General features: G+C 60.7%; 24 protein-coding genes. 16 read left to right on the forward strand and 8 right to left on the reverse strand.

The window, feature by feature from the left end; genetic code table 11:
- The first annotated feature begins 27 nt into the window (after positions 1-27).
- Entirely contained in the window at positions 28-333 is a 306-nt protein-coding gene (locus C4N04_RS22970; protein ID WP_038691822.1) for a 4a-hydroxytetrahydrobiopterin dehydratase, read from the forward strand.
- A 94-nt stretch (positions 334-427) separates the two neighbouring features.
- Positions 428-820, forward strand: coding sequence for a YkvA family protein (locus C4N04_RS22975; RefSeq protein ID WP_038691820.1), 393 nt, complete (start codon positions 428-430; stop codon positions 818-820).
- Positions 821-834: 14 nt separating this feature from the next.
- Here the strand turns inward: C4N04_RS22975 and C4N04_RS22980 are convergent, their stop codons facing one another.
- Positions 835-1,395, reverse strand: a complete 561-nt coding sequence (locus tag C4N04_RS22980) for a sigma-70 family RNA polymerase sigma factor (protein ID WP_106797116.1) — start codon at positions 1,393-1,395, stop codon at positions 835-837.
- 336 nt (positions 1,396-1,731) lie between these two features.
- Between C4N04_RS22980 and C4N04_RS22990 the strand changes: the two genes are divergently transcribed.
- The 5 genes from C4N04_RS22990 to C4N04_RS23020 all read left to right on the forward strand — a co-directional run bounded on the left by C4N04_RS22990 (position 1,732) and on the right by C4N04_RS23020 (position 6,915).
- Complete coding sequence (locus C4N04_RS22990) at positions 1,732-2,241, forward strand: invasion associated locus B family protein (RefSeq protein WP_038691818.1); 510 nt, start codon at positions 1,732-1,734, stop codon at positions 2,239-2,241.
- Positions 2,242-2,847: 606 nt separating this feature from the next.
- Complete coding sequence (gene rlmN, locus C4N04_RS23005) at positions 2,848-4,077, forward strand: 23S rRNA (adenine(2503)-C(2))-methyltransferase RlmN (RefSeq protein WP_039622678.1); 1,230 nt, start codon at positions 2,848-2,850, stop codon at positions 4,075-4,077.
- Between the two features lie 93 nt (positions 4,078-4,170).
- On the forward strand, positions 4,171-5,124 hold the full coding sequence (locus tag C4N04_RS23010; RefSeq protein ID WP_106797117.1) for an ABC transporter substrate-binding protein: 954 nt from the start codon (positions 4,171-4,173) through the stop codon (positions 5,122-5,124).
- Between the two features lie 121 nt (positions 5,125-5,245).
- Positions 5,246-6,124: an ABC transporter permease gene (locus C4N04_RS23015; RefSeq protein ID WP_096762043.1), complete on the forward strand. Its 879-nt coding sequence runs from the start codon at positions 5,246-5,248 to the stop codon at positions 6,122-6,124.
- Positions 6,121-6,915: an ABC transporter ATP-binding protein gene (locus tag C4N04_RS23020; protein WP_039622672.1), complete on the forward strand. Its 795-nt coding sequence runs from the start codon at positions 6,121-6,123 to the stop codon at positions 6,913-6,915. The genes C4N04_RS23015 and C4N04_RS23020 overlap by 4 nt, the downstream gene beginning before the upstream one ends.
- A gap of 69 nt (positions 6,916-6,984) precedes the next feature.
- Here the strand turns inward: C4N04_RS23020 and C4N04_RS23025 are convergent, their stop codons facing one another.
- On the reverse strand, positions 6,985-7,626 hold the full coding sequence (locus tag C4N04_RS23025; RefSeq protein ID WP_038691812.1) for a LysE family translocator: 642 nt from the start codon (positions 7,624-7,626) through the stop codon (positions 6,985-6,987).
- A 162-nt stretch (positions 7,627-7,788) separates the two neighbouring features.
- Positions 7,789-8,640, reverse strand: a complete 852-nt coding sequence (locus C4N04_RS23030; RefSeq protein ID WP_096762120.1) for an SDR family NAD(P)-dependent oxidoreductase — start codon at positions 8,638-8,640, stop codon at positions 7,789-7,791.
- Between the two features lie 175 nt (positions 8,641-8,815).
- Between C4N04_RS23030 and C4N04_RS23035 the strand changes: the two genes are divergently transcribed.
- Both C4N04_RS23035 and C4N04_RS23040 read left to right on the forward strand, forming a co-directional pair.
- A complete protein-coding gene (locus C4N04_RS23035; RefSeq protein WP_096769811.1) occupies positions 8,816-10,039 on the forward strand; it encodes an argininosuccinate synthase in 1,224 nt (407 codons plus the stop codon).
- A 181-nt stretch (positions 10,040-10,220) separates the two neighbouring features.
- The gene (locus C4N04_RS23040) at positions 10,221-11,519 is read left to right on the forward strand and encodes a mechanosensitive ion channel domain-containing protein (protein ID WP_106797118.1); all 1,299 of its coding nucleotides are present in this window, start codon (positions 10,221-10,223) and stop codon (positions 11,517-11,519) included.
- Positions 11,520-11,581: 62 nt separating this feature from the next.
- Here C4N04_RS23040 and C4N04_RS23045 read toward each other — a convergent pair whose 3' ends face one another.
- Together C4N04_RS23045 and C4N04_RS23050 are read right to left on the reverse strand one after the other, a co-directional pair.
- The gene (locus C4N04_RS23045) at positions 11,582-12,793 is read right to left on the reverse strand and encodes an adenylosuccinate synthetase (protein ID WP_106797119.1); all 1,212 of its coding nucleotides are present in this window, start codon (positions 12,791-12,793) and stop codon (positions 11,582-11,584) included.
- Positions 12,794-12,849: 56 nt separating this feature from the next.
- Complete coding sequence (locus C4N04_RS23050; protein WP_096769704.1) at positions 12,850-13,752, reverse strand: hypothetical protein; 903 nt, start codon at positions 13,750-13,752, stop codon at positions 12,850-12,852.
- Positions 13,753-13,917: 165 nt separating this feature from the next.
- On the opposite strand from C4N04_RS23050, the gene C4N04_RS23055 reads away from it, so the two are divergent.
- Positions 13,918-14,586: an NUDIX hydrolase gene (locus C4N04_RS23055; RefSeq protein WP_010061317.1), complete on the forward strand. Its 669-nt coding sequence runs from the start codon at positions 13,918-13,920 to the stop codon at positions 14,584-14,586.
- A gap of 63 nt (positions 14,587-14,649) precedes the next feature.
- Here the strand turns inward: C4N04_RS23055 and C4N04_RS23060 are convergent, their stop codons facing one another.
- Entirely contained in the window at positions 14,650-15,618 is a 969-nt protein-coding gene (locus C4N04_RS23060; protein ID WP_106797157.1) for a DMT family transporter, read from the reverse strand.
- 280 nt (positions 15,619-15,898) lie between these two features.
- Between C4N04_RS23060 and C4N04_RS23065 the strand changes: the two genes are divergently transcribed.
- The gene (locus C4N04_RS23065) at positions 15,899-16,813 is read left to right on the forward strand and encodes a LysR family transcriptional regulator (RefSeq protein WP_106797120.1); all 915 of its coding nucleotides are present in this window, start codon (positions 15,899-15,901) and stop codon (positions 16,811-16,813) included.
- Positions 16,814-16,939: 126 nt separating this feature from the next.
- Here the strand turns inward: C4N04_RS23065 and C4N04_RS23070 are convergent, their stop codons facing one another.
- Positions 16,940-17,167 (reverse strand): DUF2798 domain-containing protein, encoded by a 228-nt coding sequence (locus tag C4N04_RS23070; protein ID WP_038691800.1) that lies wholly within the window; start codon positions 17,165-17,167, stop codon positions 16,940-16,942.
- Between the two features lie 252 nt (positions 17,168-17,419).
- On the opposite strand from C4N04_RS23070, the gene C4N04_RS23075 reads away from it, so the two are divergent.
- The 3 genes from C4N04_RS23075 (at position 17,420) to C4N04_RS23085 (ending at position 19,205) form a co-directional block, all read left to right on the forward strand.
- The gene (locus C4N04_RS23075; RefSeq protein WP_106797121.1) at positions 17,420-17,827 is read left to right on the forward strand and encodes an organic hydroperoxide resistance protein; all 408 of its coding nucleotides are present in this window, start codon (positions 17,420-17,422) and stop codon (positions 17,825-17,827) included.
- 93 nt (positions 17,828-17,920) lie between these two features.
- Positions 17,921-18,361 carry a DUF6130 family protein gene (locus C4N04_RS23080; protein ID WP_077992174.1) on the forward strand — a complete coding sequence of 147 codons (441 nt, stop codon included), beginning with the start codon at positions 17,921-17,923 and terminating at the stop codon, positions 18,359-18,361.
- A 202-nt stretch (positions 18,362-18,563) separates the two neighbouring features.
- Positions 18,564-19,205, forward strand: a complete 642-nt coding sequence (locus C4N04_RS23085; RefSeq protein WP_039622665.1) for a LysE family translocator — start codon at positions 18,564-18,566, stop codon at positions 19,203-19,205.
- 1 nt (position 19,206) lies between these two features.
- On the opposite strand, the gene C4N04_RS23090 is transcribed toward C4N04_RS23085, so the two are convergent.
- Positions 19,207-19,638 carry a hypothetical protein gene (locus C4N04_RS23090; RefSeq protein WP_077992172.1) on the reverse strand — a complete coding sequence of 144 codons (432 nt, stop codon included), beginning with the start codon at positions 19,636-19,638 and terminating at the stop codon, positions 19,207-19,209.
- A gap of 206 nt (positions 19,639-19,844) precedes the next feature.
- On the opposite strand from C4N04_RS23090, the gene C4N04_RS23095 reads away from it, so the two are divergent.
- Together C4N04_RS23095 and typA are read left to right on the forward strand one after the other, a co-directional pair.
- On the forward strand, positions 19,845-21,932 hold the full coding sequence (locus tag C4N04_RS23095) for a M3 family metallopeptidase (RefSeq protein ID WP_077992166.1): 2,088 nt from the start codon (positions 19,845-19,847) through the stop codon (positions 21,930-21,932).
- 157 nt (positions 21,933-22,089) lie between these two features.
- A complete protein-coding gene (gene typA / locus C4N04_RS23100) occupies positions 22,090-23,910 on the forward strand; it encodes a translational GTPase TypA (RefSeq protein WP_038691791.1) in 1,821 nt (606 codons plus the stop codon).
- Positions 23,911-24,047 lie beyond the last annotated feature (137 nt).

Raw genomic sequence — 24,047 nt, forward strand, 5'->3', positions numbered from 1 at the left:
CTGTCGGAAGAACAAGAGGAGCATGGCATGAAATGGGAAAGACTGGAACGGGCAGCGGTCGAGGCGGAACTGGCGGGCCTTGCCGGCTGGGCGCTCAATGACGCGGCCTCCTCGATCTCCAAGACATTCAAGTTTTCGAATTTCATCGAGGCCTTCGGCTTCATGACGGAGGCAGCGATCACGGCCGAGAAGCTCAACCATCATCCCGAATGGTTCAACGTCTATTCCAGGGTCGATGTGACGTTGAACACGCATGATGCCGGTGGGCTGACGGAGCTGGATTTCAAGCTCGCCAAGGCGATGGAGAAGGCGGCAGCGCGACGTCCGCGCTGAAGGCGAGGTCGATTGAAAGGGGCCGATTGAAAGGGGTCGATTGAAAGCCTGGGCGCCATCACCATATGTTGGCAGGGACGAAAGGAAGTCAGGGATGGACGAGGTCAAATTCGGGGAAATCCTGCTGCCGGGCGACGAAGACACCCAGAGCCGGCGGGAGAAGACGGTGCGGCAGAAGTTCTGGCCGACCTTCCGCCGGGCCGTGCGGCAGATCCCGTTCTCGCGCGATGTCGTCGCCGGCTTCTACTGCGCGCTCGATCCACAAACGCCGACCAAGGTGCGCGGTGTGCTGCTCGCAGCACTCGCCTATTTCGTCATGCCGGTCGACATGATCCCGGATATTTTCGCCGTCATCGGCTTTTCTGACGACGTCGCCGTGCTTTCCGCCGCCTTCGCCATGGTGCGCGGCCATATCCGGCCAGGGCATTACGACGCGGCGGACCGCGTCCTCGCCGACCCACCCGCGGATACGATGAAAACCATTTGAAGGGCCGGCGCGCTTCAGCCGAGTTCCTGCTCCAGCACCTTGCGGAGTTTGCCGAAGGCAAGCCGGATACGCGATTTCACCGTGCCGAGCGGCAGCCCGGTCGATTCAGCGATCTCGGCGTGCGATTGGCCGAGAAAAAAGGCGGCACGCAGCATGTCGCGCTGTTCCTGCGGCAGTTGGCCGACCGCGGCACGGATCTTCGCGTCGCGATCGTCATTGACGATGATGTCTTCGGCGCCGATGTCGGCCGGCGGCTGCAGGGCCGGGTCCGTCTCGTCGAAAAGGCGGGCGTCGGCGCGGCGCTGCAGGTCGATCCGGCAGTTGCGGGCAATGCGAAAGAGCCAGGTCGAGAGTGAAGACCGCGTGGCGTCGTAGAGATAGGCCTTGTGCCAGAGCACGATCATGATCTCCTGAACCAGCTCCTCGGCCTCGCCTGATGTCATCTTCCGGCGCATCAGCCAGGCCTTCAGACGCGGGGCGAAATAGTCGAACAGGATGGAAAAGGCCTGCTGGTCGCGATCGTCTGCGACAGCCTTTGCGAGGGCAGCGAAACGCCGTCTTTCCTCGGCATCCATGTCGTCTCACGAGCCCCCTGCGGCGAAAATTTCGTCCCGGATTTCCAAAGTCTTAATGAGGTACAACGGATTTTTGAAAGGTCAAACTCTTGCCTGAATCTTTGTGTCTTAGATTCACCCGAACGGCCGGCCGGTGCCATCGGCGCACCGGCATCGCAGCCGATTTCAGCAAGGGGCAAAAGTCGTGGTCGAGCTGAAATGACACAGGCACATACAAATCGCAGCTGTTGTTGACCATTTGGTAACCTGAATTAAGTCAAAATAAAGCAGATCGTGATTAAGCGCCGCCCGCTCTGATCGCTTCGGGCCTTGAATCGCAAGAACCGGCAGGAATCCATGTTTGTAAAAAGTATCGTATCCGCCCTCGCACTCACCCTTGGTATGGCCGGAGTTGCGACAGCGCAGCAAGCCGCGCCGACCCGCATTCAGCAGTTTCAGGCATGGGGCGCCTATTCCTACAAGTCGGGCGCCAGCACCGTCTGCTACGTGCTGTCCGTGCCGACGGCAAAGCAGCCGGCAAGCGTCGACCACGGCGACAATTTCTTCATCGTCTCGCAGCGCCCCGGCCAGAACATCTCCTACGAACCGCAGGCGATGATGGGCTATACGGTGAAGGAAAATTCGAAGATCAATGTCGTCATCGACAACAAGACCTTCGTGATGTTCACCAAGGACAAGGCCGGCTGGGTCGAGAATGCGGCTCAGGAGCCGGCCCTCGTCGCGGCGATGAAGACCGGTCATTCGATGACTGTCAATGCCGTCTCGCGCAAGGGAACGGGCACGTCCTACAGCTATTCGCTCTCGGGCATCTCGGCGGCGCTGAAGCAGATCGAAGGTTGCAAGTAAGCACCTTTTTACCCAACGGAATTTCGAGGGCCGGCCTTGCGCCGGCCCTTGCTGTTTTCCATTTCTAGAGCCTTTCCTGGTTAGATTGAAGCATTCTGTTGGCTCAAACGGAGTCGGATGGTCGACCGGCCGGCGCGCGTCGTAGCCCGGCTCTACGGCCAAGCCGGCCGGTCGATCAGCCGGCCCGTTTCAGCCAACCCTCCCGCAGATTTGCCTGGCAAATCTGCAAGACTGAAAAACGCCGGACGCACTGACCGCTTCGCCACGGCGAAGCGCTGCGGCCGGTCGGCCGGGCATCTTTCCGCCAGGATCAGAGGCGATCGGCTCGGACGTACCATGGGGTATGCCCATCGCCAATCGCCTCTGCCCTGACGAAAACCTGCTCCGGCAGAATGCTTCAATCTAACCAGGAAAGGCTCTATAGTGACGGGCCGGCAAAATGATGCTAAAGGCCGGGCCAACAGCGGACAGATCGCGACATCAGTCGCCGTTCCGCCATTCAATTTCTGCCAATGTGCCGTCATGCGCCTCACCTCTTCCGGCTTGTTCCTGAAGTCCGCGGGGCTTGCGGGGCGGTTACGTGTTCGAATTCGGGATCTAAAGACCATGTCCGTCATGGATGCGATTGATGTCACCAAGCCGCAGGCGCCGAACGTTTCTTACGGCGCCGAAAAGCCTTCCCTGATCGGGCTGTCGCGCGAGGAAATGGCGGCGGCGCTCAGGGAAAGAGGCGTGGCCGAGAAGCAGATCAAGATGCGCGTCGCGCAGCTCTGGAACTGGATCTATGTGCGCGGCGTCTCCGATTTCGATCACATGACGAATGTCGCCAAGGATATGCGCGAAATGCTGAAGCAGCATTTCACCATCGCGCGTCCCGAGATCGTCGAGGAGCAGGTCTCCAACGATGGCACCCGCAAATGGCTGCTGCGCTTTCCCCCGCGCGGTGCCGGCCGCCCGGTCGAGATCGAAGCCGTCTATATTCCGGAAGAGGGCCGCGGCACGCTCTGCATTTCCAGCCAGGTCGGCTGCACGCTCACCTGTTCCTTCTGTCACACCGGCACGCAGCGGCTGGTGCGCAACCTGACGGCGGAGGAAATCCTGTCGCAGCTGTTGCTTGCCCGCGACCGGCTTGGCGACTTCCCGGATCGTGAAGCGCCGCAGGGCACGATCATGCCTGCCGAAGGCCGCAAGGTCAGCAATATCGTGATGATGGGCATGGGCGAGCCGCTCTATAATTTCGATGCCGTCAAACAAGCCCTGCTGATCGCCACCGATGGCGACGGCCTGTCGCTGTCCAAACGTCGCGTGACGCTTTCCACCTCGGGTGTCGTGCCGGAAATCTTCCGCACCGGCGAGGAGATCGGCGTCATGCTGGCGATCTCGCTGCATGCGGTGCGCGACGATCTGCGCGATATTCTGGTGCCGATCAACAAGAAGTATCCGCTGAAGGAATTGATCGACGCCTGCAAGGCCTATCCCGGCCTTTCCAATGCGCGGCGCATCACCTTCGAATATGTGATGCTGAAGGACGTCAATGACAGCCTTGAAGACGCCAAGGGGCTGATCAAGCTCTTGAAGGGCGTGCCGGCGAAGATCAACCTCATTCCGTTCAATCCCTGGCCCGGCACCAACTACCAGTGTTCCGACTGGGAGCAGATCGAGAAGTTCGCCGATTTCATCAACTCGGCCGGTTATGCCTCGCCGATCCGCACGCCGCGCGGCCGCGATATTCTTGCTGCCTGCGGCCAGCTGAAATCGGAGTCCGAACGCATGCGCAAGACCGAGCGCCTGGCCTTCGAGGCGATGATGATCGCCAACCACGGCGCCGATGACTGATCAGCAAGTTTGATCCTCGCTACAATTCTCCTGCATTGATTTAAGCATGCGCTTTTCCTAATAGTGCCGCCAAAATCATTCAGGAGGACACCCATGCGCCCGATTCTGCTCGCTCTTGCCGCCACTTTGGCTCTTTCCCTGCCCGCCAAGGCCGATAACGTGACCGTTGCCGTAACTGCCATCGTCGAGCATCCGGCGCTGGATGCCGCCCGCAAGGGCGTTCTCGATGTGCTGACGGCCGCCGGCTACAAGGAAGGCGAGAACCTGAAATTCGTGTTCGAATCGGCGCAGGGCAATCCCGCCACGGCAGCCCAGATCGCCCGCCAGTTTGCCGGCGACGAGCCGAATGTTATCGTGCCGATCTCCACGCCGTCGGCCCAGGCCCTGGTCTCCGCAACGCGCGACATTCCCGTCGTCTTCACGGCCGTCTCTGATCCGCTTGGCGCCCAGCTCGTCAAGAACATGGACAAGCCCGGCGGCAACGTCACCGGCCTTTCCGATATGTCGCCGGTCGCCGAGCACCTGGCGCTGATCAAGGAAATACTCCCGAAGGTGAAAACGATCGGCTATCTCTACAATTCAGGTGAGGCGAATTCGGTTTCGCTGCTCGCCCTGCTGAAGACCGAAGCCGAAAAGGCCGACCTGACGGTTGTGGAATCGGCGGCCACCAAGTCGGCCGAAGTTCAGGGGGCGGCGCGCGCCCTCGTCGGCCGCGCCGATGCGATCTACATTCCGACCGACAATACGATCATTTCCGCGCTCGAAGGCGCCGTCGCAGTCGCCGAAGAAAGCAAGCTGCCGCTCTTTACCGCCGATACGGATTCGGTTTCGCGCGGTTCGGTCGCCGCTCTCGGCTTCAACTACTATGACGTCGGAAAGCAGACGGGCGAAATCGTCGTGCGCGTGCTGAAGGGTGAAAACCCCGGCGATATCGCGGTCAAGACCGCCGCCGGCAGCGATCTCGTCGTCAACAAGGCGGCTGCGGCCAAGATGGGCGTCACCCTGCCGGAGAGCGTGCTTTCGCGCGCCAACAAGGTCATCGAATAATCGGCCGCAGGTCCATCGGCCATTCGCATTCAGCCGCTCTCGTTTGCACGGGGGCGGCTGAAGTATTACAAGGCTGCGGTTTCGCGACGGGCGGAACGGTAACAAAAAGGGGCTGAAAGCCTTGAGCCAAATCGCATTCTGGGGGGCCGTCGAGCTCGGCCTGGTCTATTCCTTCGTCGCTCTCGGCGTCTATCTCGCCTTCCGCGTCCTCGATTTTCCCGACCTGACGGTCGACGGTTCCTTTCCGCTGGGTGCAGCGGTGACGGCCGTGCTGATCATTGCCGGCGTCAATGCCTGGCTTGCTGCCTCGGTTGCCATGGCGGCCGGTGCCGCCGCCGGCATGGTGACGGCCCTGCTCAACGTGCGCTTCAAGATCCTCAACCTGCTCGCCTCGATCCTGACGATGATCGCGCTGTTCTCCGTCAATTTGAGGGTGATGGGCAAACCAAATGTCGCCCTTATCAATGCCGATACGATGATCAGCCCGTTCTTCGGCCATGGCCTGCGCGATTTCTACGTGCGGCCGCTCTTCGTCGGCGTTCTCGTCATCGTCGCGCTCGTCCTGGTCTGGCGCTTTTTGGAAAGCGATGCCGGGCTTGCCATGCGCGCGACCGGCGCCAATGCGCGCATGGCCCGCGCCCAGGGCGTCGATACCAGCCGGCAGATCTATCTTGGAATGGCGATCTCGAATGCGCTGGTGGCCTTGGGCGGTGCGCTGTTTGCCCAGACCAACGGCTTTGCCGACGTCACCTCGGGTGTCGGCACGATCGTCGTCGGACTTGCGGCGGTCATCATCGGCGAGACATTGCTCGGGCGCCGCGGCCTGCTGATTGCGCTCATCGGCTGCGTGCTCGGCTCGATCCTCTATCGCATCGCCATCCAACTGGCGCTGTCGAGCGACGTTATCGGCCTGCAGGCCTCCGACCTCAATTTCGTGACGGCGGTGCTGGTCACCGTGGCGCTCATCCTTCCCCGCCTTCGCAGAGGTGCCGCATCATGATCAGCGTCAAAGATATCAAGGTCGTTTTCGGACGCGGCACGCCGCTGCAGAAGCAGGCGCTGAACGGCGTCAGCCTGACCATCGAGCAGGGCTCCTTCGTCACCGTCATCGGCTCGAACGGCGCCGGCAAATCGACGCTGCTCGGCGTGCTCGCCGGCGACGTCCTGCCGAGCGAGGGGCAGGTGCTGATCGGCAAGAATGATGTAACGCGCAAGTCGACCGCGGCACGCGCCGGCTTGGTGGCACGCGTCTTCCAGGATCCGCTGACGGGAAGCTGCGGCTCATTGTCGATCGAGGAGAACCTCGCTCTGGCGGCCCGCCGCGGCGAGAAGCGCGGGCTTGTGCCGGCGCTCGGCGGCAAGAGGCGCGATTATTTCAAAGAGCGGATCGCCGAACTCAATCTCGGGCTGGAAAACCGGCTGAAGGACCGCATGGATCTGCTCTCCGGCGGGCAGCGGCAGGCCGTTTCGCTCGTCATGGCGACACTTGCCGGTTCCGAGGTGCTGCTGCTCGACGAACATACGGCCGCGCTCGATCCCGGGATGGCCGAGTTCGTGATGAACCTCACGCAGAAGATCGTTGCCGAGCGCAAGCTGACGACGATGATGGTAACGCATTCCATGCGCCAGGCGCTGGATTACGGCCACCGCACGATCATGCTGCATGGCGGCGAGATCGTTCTCGATGTGGCGGGCGACAACCGAAAGAACCTGCAGGTCGAGGACCTGATCGCCATGTTCCGCAAGATGCGCGGCCAGACGCTGGATGATGATGCTTTGCTGATCGGCTGAACCCGACAGCGTGCTGATTGGCTGAGACGTCAGCGGGACTGATCGGCCCCAAATTTAGGCCGACCGCGGTTATCTCGCCTGGGTGAGCAGGATCTTGGCGGCGAAGATCGAGAAGACGCCGGCAAAGGTATAATCCATGCCGCGCAGCACCTTTCTGTTGCTCTGCAGCCAGGAAGCCAGCCAGTCGGCGGCAAAGACGACGGCGGCATTAACCGGCATGCCGATCAGGATGAAGCAAAGCCCAAGGAAAAGCAGCTTCTGCGTGACGGCCGGGTCGCCCGCACTGACGAATTGCGGCAGGAAGGTCATGAAGAAGATGATGACCTTGGGGTTCAAGAGATTGACCCAGAAGCCCGACGAGATGTTGGAGAGGGCGGTGCCCCTCTTATCCTCTACCTTGGCGACAGTGAGCTTCGAGCCGAAACGGATCGCCTGCATGGCGAGCCAGAACAGGTAGGCGGCACCGCCGGTTTTCAGGATCAGGAAGGCGGTCGGCGAGGCGGTGATCAGCGCCGAAATGCCGAAGGCAACCAGCATCGTGTGGACGACGATGCCGAGGCTGGTGCCGACGACGACGAAGAGGGCCGCCTTTTTGCCCTGGGCCAGCGAACGGCTGATCGACAGGGTCATGTCGGGCCCCGGGGTTGCCGCGAGCAGCAGCGTAGCGGCGGCGAAAGCCAGAAGGGTCGGCAGGCTGGGCAGGAAATCCATGGGCGTACTCTGAAAGCCGGGAAGATCCGACGATTTCTTACCCGGCCTTCAGAAAAATTACCAATCAAACCTTGTCATGCGCGTCGCACTAAACTTGATTCATGCAAAGCGCGTTCGCTGCTTGGTTCATGCATGTCATTATCCCGGGCGACTGAGCGCCGATCATTTCTGCTCCAGGAAGGCCTTGAACTTGTCGGCATAGTCCTTGTGCCAGCGCGACAGCGGCGGCCGGTTCTCGATGATGTCGCCCATTGCCCAGGCCATGCGGCGTTCGTCGACTGAACGCGCAACGTCATTGTCTGGGCAGAGGATATAGAAATCGCCGCGTTCGAGGCTTTCCACCATGAATTCAACCGTCTGCTCCGGCGTCCAGGCGCCGGCGGGTTTTTCCGCGCGGTCGCCCTTGGTAAGGCCGGTGAAGACGAAGCCGGGGATCAGCAGATGGGCGGAGATCTTTCCGCCTTCGATGTTGCGCAGTTCGTGCTGGAGCGCCTCGGTAAACACCTTCACGCCCGATTTCGAGATATTGTAGGCCGGATTGCCGGGCGGCGTGGTGATGCCTTGTTTCGAGCCGGTGTTGATGATGAGGCCTGGCTCGCCATGCGACAGCATCTTAGGGCCGAATGTGCGTGTGCCGTTGATGACGCCCATCAGGTTGACGGCAAAGATGTGGTCCCAGCCCGCCTGCGGGCTGAAGATCGAGGTCTCCGGGCCGATGCCGGCATTGTTCATCAGCACGTGCACGCGGCCGAAACGCTGGAGCACCGCGCGCTCCAGCGCCTCCAGGGAGTCCCGGCTGGCGACGTCGGTCTCGACCGCCATGACATCTTCTTCGCCAGCAATGGCCTTGAGTTCGTCGGCGGCTGTTGCCAGCCGATCGCCGCCGAGATCGGCGATGACGATGCTCATGCCGCGGCTGGCAAAATATTTCGCCGCCGCCAGGCCGATGCCGGACGCGCCGCCGGTCACGACCGCAACATTGGATTTCTTGAAAATGTCTTGAATATTCGTCACGGGCAGCCTCACCTCGAGCATTGTTCGGACGTTGGCGAATATGGGCTCCGCTTTCGCCCTGTCAAATGGTATCGCACCGGTGGCTTCGCACTTGCCCTTGCGTCACGCGTCAATCTCGCTAAAAGTGCCGCGACACCGGGTTTTCGCCGGCCTTTATGCAACGGACCTCATCATCATGGCATCATACAAAGACGTGAAGAAAGTCGTGCTCGCTTATTCCGGCGGTCTCGACACCTCGATCATCCTGAAGTGGCTGCAGACCGAACTCGGCGCCGAAGTTGTCACCTTCACTGCCGATCTAGGCCAGGGCGAAGAGCTGGAGCCGGCGCGCAAGAAGGCCGAGATGCTCGGCATCAAGGAGATCTACATCGAGGACGTGCGCGAGGAGTTCGTGCGCGATTTTGTCTTCCCGATGTTCCGCGCCAATGCCGTTTACGAAGGCGTCTATCTGCTTGGCACTTCGATCGCCCGGCCGCTGATTTCCAAGCATCTGATCGATATCGCCCGGAAGACCGGCGCCGATGCGATCGCCCACGGCGCGACCGGCAAGGGCAACGACCAGGTTCGTTTCGAGCTGTCCGCCTATGCTTTGAACCCCGACATCAAGATCATCGCGCCGTGGCGCGACTGGGCTTTCAAGAGCCGCACGGAACTGCTGGCCTTCGCCGAACAGCATCAGATCCCGGTCGCCAAGGACAAGAAGGGCGAAGCGCCGTTCTCCGTCGACGCCAACCTGCTGCACTCCTCCTCCGAGGGCAAGGTTCTGGAAGACCCCGCGCAGGAGGCTCCCGAGTATGTGCATATGCGCACGATCTCGCCCGAGGCGGCACCCGATAAGGCAACGGTGATCAAGGTCGGCTTCCGCAAGGGCGACGCCGTCTCGATCAACGGCGTCGAGATGTCGCCGGCGACGCTGCTGGCCACCCTCAATACCTATGGCCGCGACAATGGCATCGGCCGTCTCGACCTCGTCGAGAACCGCTTCGTCGGCATGAAGTCGCGCGGCGTCTACGAAACGCCAGGCGGCACGATTCTGCTTTCGGCGCATCGCGCCATCGAGTCGATCACGCTGGACCGGGGTGCGGCCCATCTCAAGGACGAGATCATGCCGCGCTACGCCGAGCTGATCTATTACGGTTTCTGGTTCTCGCCGGAGCGCGAGATGCTGCAGGCGCTGATCGACAAGAGCCAGGAGCATGTCGAAGGTGAAGTGACGCTGAAGCTCTACAAGGGCAATGTCATGGTCATCGGCCGCGAAAGCGAAAGGTCGCTCTATTCCGACAAGCTCGTCACCTTCGAGGACGATCAGGGCGCCTACGATCAGAAGGACGCGGCCGGCTTCATCAAGCTCAATGCGTTGCGCCTGCGAACGCTCGGCAAGCGCAATCTCGCGAAGTAATCACAGGTTCGCTTTCGAACCGGATATGCGCCCGCCGGCTCTGCCGCGCGGGCGTTTTCGTGGACGCAGCGGCAATCGATCTCAAAACGTCTGAGTTCACCGGATGCCTCGCGTGGGGATAATTGAACAAAAATGGTGTCGACGCCTTTATCTGCCTTGAAGGGCTACAAAGGCCGGAACCATGGATGTCAGGCAGACAATCGACGCGTTCGAACAGTGGTTCCGAACGTTTGTCTTCAGCGAATGGACGCTCTACCAATTCGGGATTGTCGCCGTCGGTTACGTCGCAGCGTCGTTCCTGGCATCACGCACTGAGCCCGCGTTGGAAGCGAAAGCCAGGCGCATCAAAGGCAATCCGGACCTCTTGCGCGTCATAATCGCTTTCATGCGGCGCTTGAAGTGGCTCTTTCTTGCGGTATGGCTGTGGCTTGCAAACATCGCTCTCACTCAAAACACCTGGCCGTCGCAACGGTGGCTCGTCTCGACTGCCCTGACGCTGACGGCGGCGTGGTTCATCATCTCCGTACTGACCAAGATTATCCATAATCCCACCTTGTCGCGTACGGTCGCAATCGTCAGTTGGAGTTACGTCGCGTTGTACGCGCTCCGGCTTGACGGTCCGGTGCTCTCCGCGCTCGATGGCCTAGCCGTCAATCTGGGGGCTGTGCGTCTTTCACTCCTTCTTGTGCTGAAAGCGGTCGTCTTGGCCGTCGCGCTCATCTGGGTAGCGGTTCTCGTCGGCAATGTCCTGTCCCGTTGGGTGCAGAGGTCGGGCGATCTTTCGCCATCGATCAAGGTCCTGATCAGCAAGTTCATAAAAATCGGCTTGATCATGATCGCCGGCGCAATTGCCTTGTCAGCGACCGGCATCGACCTTACCGCATTGACCGTTTTTTCCGGCGCAGTCGGCGTCGGAATAGGCTTCGGCCTTCAGAAAGTCGTATCGAACTTCATCTCGGGGATCATCATCCTGCTCGATAAATCCATCAAACCTGGCGACACGATCACGCTCGGCGATACTTTCGGTTCGATCCGCGATTTGCGCTCGCGGTTCGTCTCGGTCATCACCCGTGACGGCAAAGAATACCTGATCCCCAACGAAGACTTCATTTCCCAACAGGTCGTCAACTGGTCGTTCTCCAGTGACTACGTCAGGATCGATGTCGACTTCGGTACGGCTTATGACAGCGATCCCCATGAAGTCGCCAGAATCGCAATCGCGACTGCCTCTACGGTGGATCGCGTAGCCAACGATTACCGGGCGCCGGTATGCTGGCTTACCTGCTTTGGTGCTTCATCGCTTGATTTCCGGCTCCGCTTCTGGATCTCCGATCCCGCAAATGGTCTGACGAATGTCAGGGGCCAGGTGCTGATGGCGCTGTGGGACGCGTTCAAGCAAGCCGGCGTGTCGATCCCGTTCCCGCATCGGGAAATCATCATGAGGACGCCTGTCGAGATCAAGCAGTCGCGCCAGGACTAAGCGGGGATATTGAGCCCGCCGGCAAATGCCGGGCCGGGCAGGTCCTTTTATTGCTGCATTGACTAGGCGACGGCTGCTTCGAGATAGAGCCTGACGTCACGGCGACGCGGTCCCCAGCTCTCGGCCGAGAGCGGCAGGCCGACGAAGTCGGCAATATCAGGGGCGGCCTTGGCGGGATCAAGCCGTATTTCTTCATCTTGATCGGTGACGGCAAAGCCGTCTTCCGTCTGATCGAGACAGGTTACCGCCAGCCCGGCTTTGACCGCAATACCGCCGCGATCCGACGTCAGATCATCTGCGATGGCCTTGCGGAGCGTAAAGAGATCGAGCGGGGCGAGCCTCAGGCTACCTTGCCATTCGTTCGGCGCGTTGGTGGGGTCGACGACATTGACGCCGGGGAGCGTTGGAACCTCCCCCTTGAGCGGCCCCGCACCGTGGCGGGTGGTGTAGCAGCGCGTCGCATACACCGCGCCCAACTCTGTGACACCGGCTTCGGCGGCGATCGCGAGTATATTTGTTAGCCCAGTATTCGAACGCGTGACGTGAGGAAATACGCCACGGTTCTGATCGAGGCATAGGCCTTGTGCCGCCTCGAAGATGACGGATGCGCGTTCGCACAGCCGTCGGTCGGGCCAGAGGGTGACGTGGTCGAGATAGGCGGCGCAATCCGCCTCGAAGCCGGCGATGGTGATTTCGTCAGCTAATACGGCAGCCAGTTCTTCGGGTAAGGCGGTGATGCCGAGCGCGGCGAGCCGTCCAGGCACCCAGCTGTCGCGGATCGAAACAAGACGGGCGTGCAGATCGGGGCGGAACAGATCCTTTGTCGAAAGGGCGAATTCGGGCTGCAGGTTGCGCTCGATCGTCTCGCCGAAGCCGAGGCCGCAGCTTCCGTGGCGGGCAGTGCCCCGCGCCAGTTCCACGGCCTGGTTAATCAGGACGTCGAAAGGCGTGGTGATCAGGGCGCGCGGGTCGCTGCTGATCTGAGGCTTCGCACCCCGCTCATTGAGGGCGGACAACTCGTCGAGAAACAGCATCGCGTGAGCGACGAAGAAGCGGCTGAAATGCGTGGCGGCCCCGGCAAAGCTGCCCGAGCCGATATGGTGGAAGACATGGCGGCGGCCGGCGGGATCGACCACGGTGTGGCCGGCCTGAGCACCGCCATTGCTGCGAACCACCACGGCCCCCGGCGTGGCTGCGGCAAGGCGGTCGACCATCAGCCCCTTGCCTTCGTCGCCATAAAGCGCGCCGATCACGGCCTGTGCTTGGATACTCATTATTCTGCTCCTCAATGGCCCCGGAGCGTCGCGCCGGGGCAATTAGAGTACCTGGCTTAGAAGAATGGCAGCAGGCGCCGGCTTGGGCGTTCGCCGATGGCCTTGGCGACCACTGCCGCCGCCGCGTCCGGCCAGCTGGCGGCCACATCGGCGGCCTCGCGGCCTTCGGTAATTTCGATGATGGAAACCACCAATTCGGCAATGCGCCTGTGATCATCGAGTACGAAGGTGCGGCCGGGCAGCAAGGGTTGCCAGCTCTGCAGCACCCGGCCGAGCCGCGTGGCCGCATAGCCTTCACGGATGACGATGTGGAAGACTTCATAGGATCTCTGCGCCATCGCAAGACATTCTTGTGCGCTCAGGCCGCGCGGCGGTTCGACGCCGAAGATGCGAGCGATCTGGTCGGCGGCCAGGCCGTTGTGAACCGGCTCGTCACCGATGGTGAAGAGATAACCCTTGCGGCCGCGTCTTTCGAAGGCATCGGTCGAGGTTTTGAGGGCTGCCAGGAGGTGAGCGGCGCTATAGCTTTCGCCGTCATTGCCACCGCCATTGCCCTCCAGCCACAAGGCGCGGATCTGGCTGGCAAGCGAGATGTCAGCTTCGAACTGGGTGGCCTGCAGCGGTGCCGCATCGGTGAACGCGTCTCCGACCGCTGCCACCATAATGTGCGGATCGGATACCGGCCGGCGATCGTAGATCTCCGATGTCAGGGTAATGAGCCCGCCGCGCATCAGCTCGTGGGCGATCATGCCCATCGATCCGGTCACATCAGCGGCCAGAATAATCGGAGTCGATTGCAGGTTGTAGGTGCTGTCGCGACTCTCTCGAGTGGAAAAGCGCGCCGGATCGAACCGCGGATTGATGCCGGTGGCGCCGAATACTTCGGCTCGACTGCGGCCATCCACATGGCGTGCGTTATAGGCCGCCCAGTCGGCCGTGCTGAAACGTCCCATCCCCATGACATACTCCTTTGCTGTTGCTTGGTGGGCGGGCGCGGCTCTTTGTCCGCTGTCCCGTTACTCCCTATATAGAATTGCAATTTGCATTTTGCAAGTTGCTATTTGCAAATTGTCATTCTTTCGATTGGCCGCTATGAGGGCTAAGAGGACGGCAGGAACATAGAGATGGCAGAGGCTGAATTCGCACGACCGATCGTGACGGTCGACATCGTCTTGCTGACGCTGCACGAGGGAAAGCTATGCGTGGCGTTGCTTCAGCGTCCTGCCGAGCCGTTTGCCGGCGTTCCGGCGCTGATCGGCGGCTATGTGCACACAGACGAGGACGCCGACGCCGAGGCGGCGGTCCGGCGCATCCTCAATTCCAAGGCCGGGCTCGAGGGCATATTCTTCGAGCAGCTCCGGACCTTCGCATCGGCGCGACGAGATCCTCGCGACTGGTCGGTGTCGATCGCGTATTTTGCGCTGGTCCCGCGGGGAGCTTTGGAAGGCAGCGCCAGTCTGCTGGAGTTGCGGCCAGTCGAAGCCGCTGGCAAGCTGCCCTTCGACCACAATGAAATCGTGGATGCCGCGTTGGCGCGGCTGCGCGGCAAGGGCGCCTATTCGACCATTCCGGCGAGGCTGCTTCCCGTCGTCTTTACGATGTCGGAACTGCAGGCGATTTATGAAACGGTGATGGGCGAACGGTTGGACCCAAGTGCCTTTCGCCGCAAGATCAACGATCTGGATCTGCTCGAAGTCGTCGAGGGCGAAAAGCGACAGACCGATCGGGCCCGGCGACCGACGACGCTCTACCGCCTGAAAACACCGGTTGCCGTGTTTGACCGAAGAATTTGAACGGATCAGTCGGCCCAACTCGCCGAAGGGCGATGGGCTGAATGTCGCCCTACGCCCAGCAGGTCACTCATGCGCAAGCGATATCTTTCCCGATGCAAATTGGCGGTCGTAGAAAATCCTCACTGACAGAACAACGCCGGCGATCAGGACAACCACCCCAGCGACTTCGATCGGGGTTGGCCAACGAGCATGCACGACAAGTCCCCCGATGACACCGAAGGCTGTTTCCGAAACGATCAATTGCGCAGCCAAGGCAACGGGCAGGCTTCGTGATGCAATGTTCCAGGCCCAGACGCCGCCTACCGTTGCCAGCAGCGCGAAAGATGCACCCCAAACATATAAATTGCCGGCGGCGCTCCAGCCGAATCCCAATGCTGGGAGCTGGAACAGATCCATCGCGGCGCCGACCGGATAGAAGGCCAGCATCAAGACGCCACCGCCGGTCAATATCAGGGCCGACCACACACCGGAGGGCACTTCCGGTCGGGCGGCGAGGGCAGCCTGATTGGCGAGAGCGAACCAGACCCAAAGTCCCACGGCAGCGAGCGCCAGTGGCACGCCTACCCACAAGGATCTGACGGAATTCAATCCTTCAGCCGTGAATGCCGTGCCATTGACGAGAACAAGGCCGACCAGCACCAGCGCCAAAGGCATCATAAGGGAGCGCCACGGCAATGATCCCTCACGCTGATTGCCAATGACCATCAATACGATCGGCACCAGACCGAGAAAGGCCGGAGCGATGACGGGGCCGGCAAAGACGGCCGCTCCCGTGACCGTCAGGAAGTAACCGACATATCCGACGAAGGCGAGCCAGATGGCCTGCAGACAGTTCCGCAGCGTAAGATGGCGCGTTGCACCTTTCTGCGAAAACAGAATGTAAAGCCCGACGAGAGCCGAGACGACATGACGGACGAGCGCAAAATCAAAGGTGGAATAGTCACCGATGATGAAGGGCACAACAAAGTTGAGCGAAAACGCGAAAGCCGCAAAGAGAGCGGCCGACACGCCGACATAGAAGAGTCTGTCCACAATGTTCACCCTTTTGAAGTTGCGTCACTGTACCTTTGATCTTCGTGAGGCCCGGCAGCTTTGATTGGCAATCGGGCGGGACACTTGATCGAATGGGTGAAAATTTACCGGCCACAGGCATGGGCTGGTACCCAGTGAAAGTGAGAGCCACCCTCTCGATGCGCTTGGGATCGGCAGACTATCTGCGTCGTCGGGGCCCGAGGCGAATGGCCAAACCGCCTATCCAGCAGAACCGATTTCTCCTATCCTGAACATCGAGGCTTCTAACCGTCGGGGCATTATGGATCGGCTTGATGCAATGCGGGTTCTGCTTGCGGTGGTTGATGCCGGGAGCTTGTCGGCAGGTAGCCGTAAGCTGAACTCACCGTTGCCGAGCGTCAGCCGTAAGGTCGCCGATCTGGAGCGATACCTCGGCACCAACCTCATCATCCGAACGAGCCGCAACCTGCAGCTCACGGATGCCGGTCGCGATTATGTCGAGGCGGCGCGCAAGATTATCGCCGATCTGGAGGAGGTCGAACGCAGGGCGTCGGGCGAATATCAGATGCCGCGGGGACTGCTGACCATCACGATGCCGATCGAGTTCGGCCACCGCTATGTTCTGCCGATCGCACTCGACTTCATGAACAAGCATCCAGAGGTGACGCTGAATGTTCTTTCGCTCGACCGCTCCGTTCATCTGGTCAATGAGCAGGTCGATGTCGCCATTCGACTTGGTGAGTTGGTCGACAGTTCGCTTTACGCCGTGAAGGCCGGCGAGTTCCGTCTGCTGACCTGCGCCAGCCCGGCCTATCTGGAACGGCATGGCATTCCCCAATATCCCACCGAGCTTGCCGATCACGATGGCATCATGTTCCACAAGCGGTCGTTCTTTTGGAGTTTCGAGATCGGCGGAAAGTCCGTGGAGGTGTTGCCACGGAGCAGGATCGAGGTGAACACGGCGGCCAATTGCGTTGACGCCGCGCTGAATGGGGTCGGGATCGCCCGCCTGTTCGACTACCAAGTTCCGGAGGAGGTGTCCTCGGGCGCGCTCGTGCAGATCTTGAAGGACTATGACGGCGAGCCCAAGCCGATCCACATCGTCTATTCGCGTCAGGGCTTGCTTGCACTCAAGGTGCGCGCCTTCATCGATTGGGCGCTCCCCCGGCTTCGCGCGGCCTGCGGCAGCTATGGCGATGCGCCGTCACCGAAATGAAGCGTCCACTTCTTTGACTACGGCCGCGGGAAGCGTGGCCATTGTCATATTGATGGTTGCTCTTAGAGCATGATGCTGAAAAGTGTGAGCGGTTTTCGGACGACATCATGCTCTAACTCTTTAGTTCTAGACGTCACGGATGACGCGATCGACCTGAGCCTGAAGGCGAGGACCGATCAGCAGGATGGTGGGAATGACGATAAGATAGGCAATGCTCCAAGAGCGGAGCCACGTCAGGACGAACCCCTTCGAGAAGCCCAGATTGAGCGCGAGCAGCGTGAAAGAGATCAGGCCTGTCGTTACGACACCCATCGACAGAGCGAAGACGATCTTGCGTTTAAAATGCGTGTTCATGTCGGTCTCCCGGACGTATGTGAAAGCGGGATCGCTTCAGCGGTCGCGATTTCGGTTGATGCCCTGAAGATCGCGCAACTCCGGCGCCGGCGGTAGCGAGAGAAAACGAGAGGCTCACTCTCGCTTCTGCTCACTACCGGACCGGTCTTGCGAAGCTCATCTTCCCTGTCATCGCAGTCCAAGGCCCATTGATCCTGGGCGCGCAAGTCGGCCGCTGCAATCTCGCGGGCTGAAATCCACAAGGAGTATCGAATGTCGACAGTCATCTACACAGGCAAAACCAGCACCACCGGCGGTCGCGACGGCGCGTCGCGCAGTTCCGATGGACGTCTCGACGTGACATTGTCCCCTCCCGGTTCTTCGGGCGCGGGCACCAATCCCGAGCAGCTCTTCGCTGCGGGCTGGTCCGCCTGTTTTCTCGGCGCGATCGGAAGAGCCGCCGCGGAGCGTCGGCTTCGCGTGCCCGCCGACGCTGTTATCAATACCGAGATCGACTTGGTCTCGAATGACGACGGCTATGTGCTCCAGGCGCGGCTGAATGCGAAGCTGCCGGGCATCGACCCGGATCTCGCCAAGTCCCTGGTCGAGCGTGCTCACCAGCTCTGCCCTTATTCCAAGGCCACCAGCGGCAACATCGCCGTCGAGCTCAACGTCGCCTGACCGGTTTTCGATCAAGGCCTTCCAACCCGATATCGCGCCGGCGCACCGAGAAGATGTGGGCTAGGACCGGCGCGAACACCAGAGGATATTATCATGACCACGATCACAAGAACGCTCGCAACAGCAGCTTTGCTGCTGGCCGCCGTCACACCCATCCAGGCGCAAACGGCTACGCAGTTCCTTCCCATCAAGAACGAGCCCGCACCCAAACTCGTCGTAGATCAGCCGCTTGCGGGACCGCTCGCCAGCCGCGCGGTGGCCATCATTCCCTATCGAACCGAGAATTTCCGCATCCTGCCAATCTTTGGCGCCAGCGCCAGCGACGTCTCGCCGAGGGCCGGTCACCTTCATGTCAGCATTGACGACCTGCCTTGGCGGTGGGCCGATGCGGGCGGCACCGGCGCAATAGTAGTTACCGCCCTGCCGCCAGGTGAGCACAAGGTGCTCATCGAAATGGCCACACCGGAACATGAAGTGCTGGGCGGAAAGGTCGTGAAGTTTTCCGTACCGGCAATCGACAGCACGCAACACTAAAGCACGTCGCGATCTTTCAGTTTCGCTACCCGCGCTTTAGCTAGGTCTTTATTTTCTCGCATGTCGTTATCGCAAAACCGCTGGGTACCTTTGCGCTTTAGAGGCCAATTCGGTGGTGGCTACTTGAGCCGGAAGCCGTTGCCATGCCCTTGACGGATGCCGGGGATGACTTACTCTGCCTCAAGCACCCTCGGAGCATTCCATGACGCAGTCCCTGCTGTTCGGCGCCTTCCTGGCGGCGCTTTTCTACGTGCTCATCCCCGGACCCGCCTTCCTGCAGCTGCTCGGCATCGGCGCCGGGCAGGGGCGTAAGGCCGGGGCCTTCTTCATGATGGGGCACCTGGTTGGGGATCTGATCTGGTCGTCGCTGGCGCTGATCGCGATCGTCGGCGCGAAGACGATCGGGACTTTCGTCTTCGATCTGCTCGGCCTCGCCTGCGGTTTCTATCTTGCCTGGATCGGCTGGAGCGCGGTCAATGCCAGGCCGAAAGCGGAGGGGCAGCCGCTTGTCATGGTCGAGCGGCCGTTTCGCCGCGGCCTGATCTTCGGCGTCACCAATCCGAAGGGTTATCCGGTGGCGCTCGCCACATTCACCGCGCTGGTCGCCGGCTCCGCCGGCGCGCTCCATTTCGAGGCGTTGCCGGTGCTTCTCGGCGTGTCCTTCGTCGGTTTCGTGACGGCCGACATCATCCTGATCGGCATTATCGGCGCCGGCGTGGTGCGGCGCTTCTATCGCGCCCACGAACGGCTGATCGTGCGCTGCTCCGGCGTCCTCTTCATGGGCTTTGCCGCCCAGGCGCTATGGCACGCGACGCCCGGCCTCATCGGCTGGCGCAAGGCCTGATTCAGCCATCCAGGAAATTGACGATCGATTTCAGCGTCTGAACTTCGTTGGGATCGCCGATCGACATGGCGACCTGCAGCTGGTTTTTGTAATAATCGAGGAAATTGAAGCTGGTGCCGTCGGTGACACTGGAGAGGTCGAGGATGTTGCCGAGCGGATCGATCGCGTGCATCGGCAATGGCTCGGAGATCGCGGCATAGGTGTTCTGATCGATCAGACCGCTGTCGAAGCTTTGGCGCGCATAAGTGCGCAGCTCTCCGGGGCTGACCGCAGTAAAATCAGGCCCCTCGTCGGGATTGTCTTCGATCTGGAACGAGACGGGGGCCGGAGCTTTGATCTCGATGTGAATATCGGCAGTCTTCGAATTTTTTGCGTTATTAGGGTTGTTTTTAAATAGCAAACTCTGAGAAGACCGCAGGGAAAAAATTTCCATGTCGCATGTCCCCTGGCAGGAAGATCGCCGGAAAACTAGCGCTTGTGCATGATTCGCGTCAATCGTTAACAATTGGTTAATTTGCGCGCGACGAAGCTTGTCCACCAATTTGGCTGACGTGCATCAGGTGGCCGCCGCAACATACCAATTCCATGGCGGCTCTCCTATATTGAACCATCCATTCGCATACCAAAAGGAATTCTCCCATGCCTTCTCCCCATGATTTCAATCCGGCGCTCACCAATTGGGACGGTCTCCACGGCCTGCCGCGTTTCAACGCCATCGACGATGGCGATTTTGCTGCCGCCTTCGACGCGGCGCTGGCCGTGCACGAAAGGGAAATCGACGAGATCGCCGGAAACAGCGATGCCCCGACCTTCGACAATACGGTCACGGCGCTGGAGATTGCCGGCGATGCGCTGTCGCGCGTCTCGGCGCTGTTCTGGAGCAAGGCTGGGGCGCATACCAACGATGTCATTCAGTCGCTGGAGCGCGAGATTTCGCCGAAGATGTCGCGCCACTATTCGAAGATCGGCATGAATGCCGCGCTGTTCGCCCGCATCGACACGCTCTGGGAGAACCGCGAGAGCCTCGGCCTGACGCTGGAACAGAAGCGGGTGCTGGAACGCCATTGGAAGGGCTTCGTCAAATCGGGCGCCAAGCTTGAGAAGGCCGAGCAGGAGAAGCTTGCCGCGATCGACGAAAGGCTTGCCGGCCTCGGGACGCAGTTCGGCCAGAACGTGCTCGCCGACGAGAACGCTTGGGCGCTGGTACTTTCCGACGGCGCCGAACTCGACGGATTGCCGGAATTCCTGCGCGATGCGATGGCGGCGGCGGCGCGCGAGCGCGGCGAGGAGGGCAAATATGCCGTGACGCTGTCACGTTCGGTCATCGAGCCGTTCCTCACCTTCTCGGAGCGTAGGGATTTGCGCGAGCAGGCCTTCAAGGCCTGGGTGGCGCGTGGCGCAAACGGCGGGGAAACGGACAACCGCAGCGTCATCAAGGAAACGCTGGCGCTGCGCCAGCAGGTGGCGAGCCTGCTCGGCTACGGCAATTTCGCCGAGCTGAAGCTCGACAATACGATGGCGAAGACGGCGGATGCGGTGAACGGCCTGCTGAAAGCGGTCTGGGCGCGGGCGGTGAAACGCGCCGGCGAGGAGGAGATCGACATTGCGACGCTGATCGCCGAGGAGGGCCGGAACCATGAGGTGATGCCCTGGGACTGGCGCCACTATGCCGAAAAGATCCGGACGCGGAAGTTCGATTTCTCCGAGGCCGAGCTCAAGCCCTACCTGCAGCTCGAAAAGATCATCGACGCCTGCTTCGATGTGGCCAATCGGCTGTTCGGCATCCGTGCGATCGAGATGAAAGGCGTGCCGGCCTATCATCCCGATGTCAGGGTTTTCGAAATCAGGGACCGTGACGACAGGCTGGTCGCCCTCTTCCTCGGCGATTACTTCGCCCGCAGCTCGAAACGATCAGGCGCCTGGATGAGCTCGCTGCAGTCGCAGCACAAGCTCGAACTGAAAAACGGCCGCCATGGCGAGTTGCCGATCATCTACAATGTCTGCAACTTCGCCAAACCGGCCGAGGGCAAGCCGGCGCTGCTGTCGCTCGACGACGCCCGCACATTGTTCCACGAATTCGGCCATGCGCTGCACGGCATGCTTTCCAACGTCACCTACCCCTCGGTGTCGGGCACCGGCGTCTCCCGCGATTTCGTCGAATTGCCCTCGCAGCTCTATGAGCATTGGCTGACGGTGCCCGCCATCCTCAAGGAATATGCCGTGCACTTCGAAACCGGCGAGCCGATGCCGCAGAAGCTGCTCGACAAGGTGCTGGCCGCCCGCACCTTCAACGCCGGCTTCAACACCGTCGAGTTCACCTCGTCGGCGCTTGTTGATATGGCCTTCCATACGCGCGAAGTGGTCGAAGACCCAATGGCGGTGCAGGCCGAGGTGCTGGCCGAGATCGGCATGCCGAAATCAATCGTCATGCGCCACGCGACACCGCACTTCCAGCATATCTTCTCCGGCGGCTATTCGGCAGGCTATTATTCCTACATGTGGTCCGAGGTGCTCGACGCCGATGCCTTCGCCGCCTTCGAGGAGACGGGGGACGCCTTCAATCGCGAGATGGCGCGCAAGCTGAAGGAAAATATCTATTCCGTCGGCGGCTCGGTCGATCCGGAGGACGCCTACAAGGCCTTCCGCGGCAAGCTGCCGAGCCCGGATGCGATGCTTGTCAAAAAGGGACTTTCGACCTTCGAGGAATTGACAGGCAGCGACGCCTAAGACAATTTGATGACAGACTGTGATGCGGCGGGGCGACGGCCTTGCCGCAGCTTTTGCGCGTTCCCCTCTTTCGCAAACGCAAAAAAAACTGTATGGACGCCCCAAACCAATAGGCGCGTCCTCAAGAGCGTGCGCCGCAGCCTCAGAGATTTCACATATGGCACTTCGCAATATCGCGATCATCGCGCACGTTGACCATGGCAAGACGACCCTGGTGGATGAGCTTCTCAAGCAGTCCGGCTCGTTCCGCGAAAATCAGCGTGTCGCTGAACGCGTGATGGACTCGAACGATCTCGAAAAAGAACGCGGCATCACCATTCTCGCCAAGGCAACCTCGGTCGAATGGAAGGGTGTCCGTATCAACATCGTCGATACCCCCGGCCACGCCGACTTCGGCGGTGAAGTCGAGCGCATCCTCTCGATGGTGGACGGAGCGATCGTTCTCGTCGATGCCTCCGAAGGTCCGATGCCGCAGACGAAGTTCGTCGTCGGCAAGGCGCTGAAGGTCGGCCTTCGCCCGATCGTCGCGATCAACAAGATCGACCGTCCGGACGGTCGCCATGAAGAAGTCATCAACGAAGTCTTCGACCTCTTCGCCAATCTCGACGCGACCGACGAACAGCTCGACTTCCCGATCCTCTACGGTTCGGGCCGCGACGGCTGGATGAACGTCAATCCCGAAGGTCCGAAGGATGAGGGTCTTGCGCCGCTTCTCGACCTGGTGCTCAAGCATGTTCCGGAGCCGACCGTCGAGGAAGGCCCGTTCCGCATGATCGGCACGATCCTTGAAGCCAACCCCTTCCTCGGCCGTATCATCACCGGCCGCATCGCATCGGGCTCGATCAAGCCGAACCAGGCCGTCAAGGTTCTCGGCCAGGACGGCAAGCTGATCGAAACCGGCCGAATCTCCAAGATCCTCGCCTTCCGCGGCATCGAGCGCACTGCGATCGATGAAGCCCATGCGGGCGACATCGTCGCGATCGCCGGCCTCTCCAAGGGTACCGTTGCCGACACCTTCTGCGATCCGGCCGTCTCTGAAGCCATGAAGGCGCAGCCGATCGACCCCCCGACCGTGACCATGTCCTTCATCGTCAACGACAGCCCGCTGGCCGGCACCGAAGGCGACAAGGTGACCTCACGCGTCATCCGCGACCGTCTCTTCAAGGAAGCGGAAGGCAATGTTGCCCTGAAGATCGAAGAAGCCGAAGGCAAGGATTCGTTCTACGTCTCCGGCCGCGGCGAACTTCAGCTCGCCGTGCTCATCGAAACCATGCGTCGCGAAGGCTTCGAGCTTGCCGTGTCGCGGCCGCGCGTCGTCATGCACAAGGATGAAAGCGGCCAGCTGCTCGAGCCGATCGAAGAAGTCGTCGTCGACGTCGACGAAGAACATTCCGGTGTCGTCGTGCAGAAGATGTCGGAGCGCAAGGCCGAAATGGTCGAGCTGCGTCCGTCGGGCGGCAATCGTCTTCGCCTGCGTTTCTATGCACCGACCCGCGGCCTGATCGGCTACCAGTCGGAGCTGCTGACGGATACGCGCGGCACGGCGATCATGAACCGCCTGTTCCACGACTACCAGCCCTATAAGGGTGCGATCGGCGGCCGCGTCAATGGCGTGCTGCTCGCCAACGCAGCCGGCGAAGCCGTCGCCTATGCGATGTTCAACCTGGAAGATCGCGGCCCAATGATCATCGAGCCGGGCGAAAAGGTCTATGCCGGCATGATCATCGGCATCCACTCGCGCGACAACGACCTTGAGGTCAACGTCCTGAAGGGCAAGCAGCTCACCAACATCCGCGCCGCCGGCAAGGATGAAGCGGTCAAGCTGACGCCGCCGATCCGCATGACACTTGATCGCGCGCTGTCCTGGATCCAGGACGACGAGCTGATGGAAGTGACGCCAAAGAATATTCGTCTGCGTAAGATGTATCTCGACGCAAACGATCGCAAGCGTTTCGAAAAGTCCAAAGCGGCTCTCTGAGGGCCTGGAAATATGCCTTGATAACCCCGGCCACTGAGCCGGGGTTTTTTATTGTGCGCTGCGTCGATTCCGACTTGTGACAATCGTTAAAAAAGCGTTAAATTTTGCCTGTCGTCCACATGTTAAGTCTGTGGGCA

Origin of the sequence: Rhizobium sp. H4 (genome assembly GCF_003013335.1) — a bacterium.
GTDB lineage: Bacteria > Pseudomonadota > Alphaproteobacteria > Rhizobiales > Rhizobiaceae > Rhizobium > Rhizobium sophoriradicis.